This is a genomic window from Chryseobacterium sp. CG10_8, from assembly GCF_058117085.1.
Genome location: NZ_JBYVEB010000152.1, coordinates 1 through 4,958, shown reverse-complemented (window position 1 = coordinate 4,958; position 4,958 = coordinate 1). Strand labels below are relative to the sequence as shown.

At 36.2% G+C, this 4,958-nt stretch carries 4 protein-coding genes; 2 read left to right on the top strand and 2 right to left on the bottom strand.

All coding sequences use genetic code 11. The features are described 5' to 3' along the window. Both AC4AGG_RS15275 and AC4AGG_RS15270 read right to left on the bottom strand, forming a co-directional pair. Entirely contained in the window at positions 1-2,427 is a 2,427-nt protein-coding gene (locus AC4AGG_RS15275) for a DUF5916 domain-containing protein (protein WP_489772879.1), read from the bottom strand. A 104-nt stretch (positions 2,428-2,531) separates the two neighbouring features. Further along, positions 2,532-3,305 carry a DUF3108 domain-containing protein gene (locus AC4AGG_RS15270; RefSeq protein ID WP_489772878.1) on the bottom strand — a complete coding sequence of 258 codons (774 nt, stop codon included), beginning with the start codon at positions 3,303-3,305 and terminating at the stop codon, positions 2,532-2,534. Positions 3,306-3,461: 156 nt separating this feature from the next. Here AC4AGG_RS15270 and AC4AGG_RS15265 point away from each other — a divergent pair, with 156 nt between their 5' ends. Together AC4AGG_RS15265 and AC4AGG_RS15260 are read left to right on the top strand one after the other, a co-directional pair. Beyond that, positions 3,462-4,514, top strand: a complete 1,053-nt coding sequence (locus tag AC4AGG_RS15265) for an NAD(P)/FAD-dependent oxidoreductase (protein WP_489772877.1) — start codon at positions 3,462-3,464, stop codon at positions 4,512-4,514. Between the two features lie 14 nt (positions 4,515-4,528). Next, positions 4,529-4,861 (top strand): 2Fe-2S iron-sulfur cluster-binding family protein, encoded by a 333-nt coding sequence (locus AC4AGG_RS15260; RefSeq protein ID WP_489772876.1) that lies wholly within the window; start codon positions 4,529-4,531, stop codon positions 4,859-4,861. Positions 4,862-4,958: the final 97 nt, after the last annotated feature.

Below are 4,958 nucleotides of genomic sequence, written 5' to 3'. Positions count from 1 at the left end.
TTATTTTTTACCCCACCAGTTTTTAGTTCGATTATGGTCGAGATAATAGGTGACTCGCAAAGAAAGGTTATTAGTTGAAGGCTGCTGAAATAAGGTGTCAAAGTTATTTTTCGTTGACATCCTTGATACTCCCAAATAATCCTGAATTGCATTTCTATATAATAAGGTCAATTGAGAACCTGGTGCGAACCACCAAGAATAGAGGAAATCAATATTCCATGAATTGTAAGTCCCGTTAAGATTCTCATTGAAGTCGTTGGTTGGAGTAATGCTTCCATCATCATTAAGGGTATTGAAATTTTTATAAGTCACATCCGAGAAATAATGTCTAAAGGTTAAAGATAGAGTCATTTTATTATTAAAGGCAAATTGAGAATTAATAGAATTTTCATACGTATTTCTTTGTCGCCTTCCCATGAAGATGTTGTTTTCGTCGCTTCCTACATAACCTACCTCGTTACTACTGAAACTTGGCATAATATTCCATATTACTTTGAATCTGTCCGAAATTCGATATCTCAAATAAAGAGATGTGTTGACTCTATTTCTACCTTTTTCGTCATATGCGTAATAATCAACATTGACATTAAATTGAACTTTCTTTCTACCATCACTTTCATACCAAAGCCAGCTATCAAAATATCCGGGGATTTTTAGATATCTACCCTCTGTCCGGGGTTCATAGATGTCTTTTTCTCCAAACGGTGTGAACTCTATTCCACCACCAAAACTTTGAAATTTTTTATTGGTGAACTGATTATTATGATTAAAAACCAAATTGGTGAAGAGAAAGGGTCCTAAACGATGAAAATAATTAAGATTGAAGTTAAGATACATATTGTTCAATCTTTTGGTAGGTTGTAGAATTCTGTATCCATACCAAGTACCGTAATTAGCATAGTTGGTTTGAGTCGAAAAGCCAAGGTCATTAATGTTCCAATCTTTTGAAGTGAGGATTCCCCAAAGGGTAAAACGATTTTTTCCAGAAAGTTTTCCTCCTGCAATGTCGAACTTTGTGCCGTATTTTGTTTCGCCATCGGCGGCAACAATACTTTCTTTAAGGCTTCCGTTAAGGTTATAAACATTTTTTTTGTCGTTGAGATCCCATAAGATTCCTGTTGCGTTGGCATCTCGAAAATCACCATTTCGCATTGTGTTAGTGTTAATAAGGCTCACGGAAGAGTTTTGTCCAAATCTTTGGTCGAAAACTAAAACATTGTAATTGCTCCAAGGTTCTACAACTTCTTTTCTAATTGCGCCTGTCGAATGATCAAGAATGGTTGCGGTCATCTTTTCTGTAATACCATTGAAGATACCAATTCCCAATCCTTTTTTGGTTCTCCCTGAAATTTTAAAAGCGTTAAATAGTTTGACCTTTGCTGGATATTCGGTGACTGTCTCATTTTCCGAAATGTCTGGATATTTTGACGGAAATCCACCGACTCGTCTGGAGTAGAACATATTCCCTTTACTGAAAAGTTCGGTTCCTTCTGTAAAGAATGGCCGTTGCTCGGAGAATTGTTGTTCGAATGGAGAAAGATTGAGAATATTGGGGTCGAAATTGGTCTGCCCAAAGTCTGGAATCAAGGTCATATCAAAGGTGAAAGCATCGTTGATCCCGTATTTAACATCCATTCCGCCGTTAAAGTTAGTTGTTGTATTACCATCATAACTATTGATATAGGTGGAAAAATAGGGAAGGAACGAAAGCCTTGTTGGAGGTTTGATGTTTTCAATATTTTCTAAAATCCCGTCATACAACATGTAACTTCCTTTTTCATTATTAACGAAGTTCCAGTCATACATGGTGTTAGTTCTTTTGATTAACCTGATGAAGTTAACTCCCCAAATTTGAGTATCTTTTTGTGGAAATCGTAGCTCAGAGTAGGGGATCTTAACTTCAGCATACCATCCTTTGTCATCTTGTCTTACAGCTGAGAACCAGACACCATTCCAACTAAAGTCTTCTCCATTGTCAGAAGTGAGTTTGGCATCCGACTGAACGCCAGCTGGAGTTAATAAAAACTCCAAACTTTGCTGATGATCATTGTATCCATTGATTACGATTCCAAAGATGTCATCGTTACCGATATTGTCTCTTTCTGTAAGTTCTTTTGCGATTTTTGAAGGCTCGGAATCGAGCATTATTGCACCAATATAGATGCCTGTGTCGTCATACAACACTTTTACTGTCGTTTTGAATTCATCTCCAATAGGTTTTCCATTGTTGGGTTTTCTTTCTATGAAGTCAGTACCATTTGCAGCTTCGTTCCAAATGACTTCATCCAAGTATCCATCTATTTTTGGGGGAGACGAAGTTTTTAAGGTGCTTATTTTTTTTCGGGAAATGCTATCGTTCTTTATCGTTTGAGCGTAGATTAGCCAGGGAAGTAATATAAAGAGAGAAAATATTTTTCTGAAATTCATTAACGAGTTTGTTTCATTATGAGACAAGCGATATGTGGTTTTTGTTACTTTGATCCCATAAAAAAACCGACTTTTTTTAAGCCGGCGTATATTTTAGTAGAAATTTATTTAAAACTTAAAGGGTATTTTACATTCTTGTAACTGTCCAGATCTGCTTTGAGAGAACCTACTGCAAGTTCTGCTTTGATTTGGATAGGAACGTGGTTTTTATCATTGCTAACATAGAGAAGTACTCCTTCTTTTTCTTTGAAGACACGACCACTTTGTACCAAAGGCTGAACTTTCAGGCAATTAATGGTTCCAAATTTAGTTTTTACATTTTCGGTTCCTACAACCTTTAGTTGGAAGGCAAACATTTCGTCATCTATCCAAACATTGAGGTTTTTAACGGTTCCAACTTTGAGTTCATAAGGTTCTAAAGCTCGCAAATAATAGAAAGCCGAAAGCATATCCTGAACACCTTTTACTGATTTTATAACTTTTGAGCCATTGGCTGGTGTCTTTTTATCTGTCAGAATCAAAGTCTGGTTATCATGATTGAAAACGGTCTGGTAATGTTGACTGTATCCACCTTCTTTGACGTCTCGGACATAGTAACTTGGTAGTCCTGTTTTGTAATTAATAAAACTCTCATACAGATCATCAACTTTAAAAAAAGTTCTCACGGCTCCAGTTGATTTACCAACACCCTTCACATAATAATGGGTCTGCCCACCATAATTTGTCTTCAAAGTGGTAAGGTCTGCGTGTCCTGCGTTAATGAAACCGTAATGTATTCTGTAAGTAAGTTTTTCACCTGGATTGATATTGTCCAGACTTTGGGCAATCCCGAAACCAAACGAAAATACAATGATAAGTATTGACAATAATTTTTTCATGATTGCAATTTTACAAATACTTTGCCACAAAATTAAATTTTAATTATTTCATAATATAGATTCCATCGCATAAAATGTAATAAATGTTACAGAAATCTTACCCTATTTTTTTGTACTTTTGCGAAAATTTGTTAAGAAAAATAAAAATTCCATTTAATGATTACTACGGATTTATTGATTATCGGAGCCGGACCAACCGGACTTTTTGCTGTTTTTGAAGCCGGATTACTAAAAATGAAATGCCATTTGATTGATGCGCTTCCACAACCAGGAGGTCAGTTGGCTGAATTGTATCCTAAAAAGCCGATTTTTGATATCCCTGGTTATCCTACGGTTAACGCTGGTGAGCTAGTTGATAATCTTATGGAACAAATTAAGCAGTTCGAACCTGGATTTACACTTGCTGAGACGGCTGTTTCTTTAGAAAAAATAGATGAAGAGTGGTTCGAAGTAATTACCAATAAAGGAACTGTTCATCGTGCAAAAGCGGTTGCTATTGCAGGTGGATTAGGAACTTTTGAACCTAGAAAACCTGAGTTTGAAAATTTAGCTCGATTTGAAGAAAATGGAGTTGAGTATTTCGTAAAAGACCCAGAGCATTTCAGAGGAAAAAAAATTGTAATAGCTGGAGGAGGAGATTCGGCGTTGGATTGGAGTATTTTCCTTTCTAATGTGGCGAGTGAAGTCACTTTGGTACACCGAAGAAACGAATTTCGTGGAGCGTTGGATTCTGTAGAAAAAGTTCAGGAACTTAAGAATCAAGGAAAAATTAATTTGATTACACCAGCTGAGGTTGTTGGATTACACGGTAATGGGCATATTGAGAAAATTACCATCGAAAAAGAAGGTGAAAAGTTTGATGTAGAAACTGACTTTTTTATTCCGCTTTTTGGATTGACACCGAAATTAGGAGATATCGCTAATTGGGGATTGGAGATTGAAAAGAATGCTATCAAAGTAAATAATGCCTTAGATTATCAAACGAATCGTGAAGGAATCTATGCAATTGGTGATATCAATACCTATCCTGGTAAATTGAAATTGATTTTGTGTGGTTTCCACGAAGCGACGCTGATGTGTCAAAGTGTTTACCAAAGGTTGAATCCGGGAAAAAAATATGTTTTAAAATATACAACGGTAAGTGGAGTTGACGGATTTGATGGTACTAGGAAAGAAGCTGAAAAAGCTGTTGTTAAAAAGATTGACTAAGTAATCCGTAAGGTATGAACGATATTAATATAAAAATTACAGACAGAGATGGGGTTACTCATGAATTGGTTGCGCCTACCGATATGTCTATGAACTTAATGGAGGTGATTCGTTCTTACGAATTGGCTGAGGAAGGAACAGTAGGAGTATGCGGAGGAATGGCGATGTGTGCTTCTTGTCAAGTCTACATTGTGAAAGGAGCTGAGAATCTTACTGAAATGGGCGATGAAGAGGACGCAATGTTGGGAGAAGCTTTTCATGTTAAGGATAACAGTAGGCTAGGATGTCAGATTCATATTACTGAAGAAATTGATGGGTTGGAAGTCGAAATGGCTCCATATCCTTAAAATATATTAATCTCGAGTGATCGAGATTTTTTTTTATTCAGTATTGAATTAGGCATTTAAGCAATAATTTGTTTGTAAGAGATTGGTTTTGATATAA

What these genes read in the sequence shown, in the direction of transcription:
- AC4AGG_RS15275 (WP_489772879.1), bottom strand. Translation starts at nt 2,427, where the DNA reads ATGAATTTCAGAAAAATATTTTCTCTCTTTATATTACTTCCCTGGCTA.
- AC4AGG_RS15260 (WP_489772876.1), top strand. Translation starts at nt 4,529, where the DNA reads ATGAACGATATTAATATAAAAATTACAGACAGAGATGGGGTTACTCAT.
- AC4AGG_RS15270 (WP_489772878.1), bottom strand. Translation starts at nt 3,305, where the DNA reads ATGAAAAAATTATTGTCAATACTTATCATTGTATTTTCGTTTGGTTTC.
- AC4AGG_RS15265 (WP_489772877.1), top strand. Translation starts at nt 3,462, where the DNA reads ATGATTACTACGGATTTATTGATTATCGGAGCCGGACCAACCGGACTT.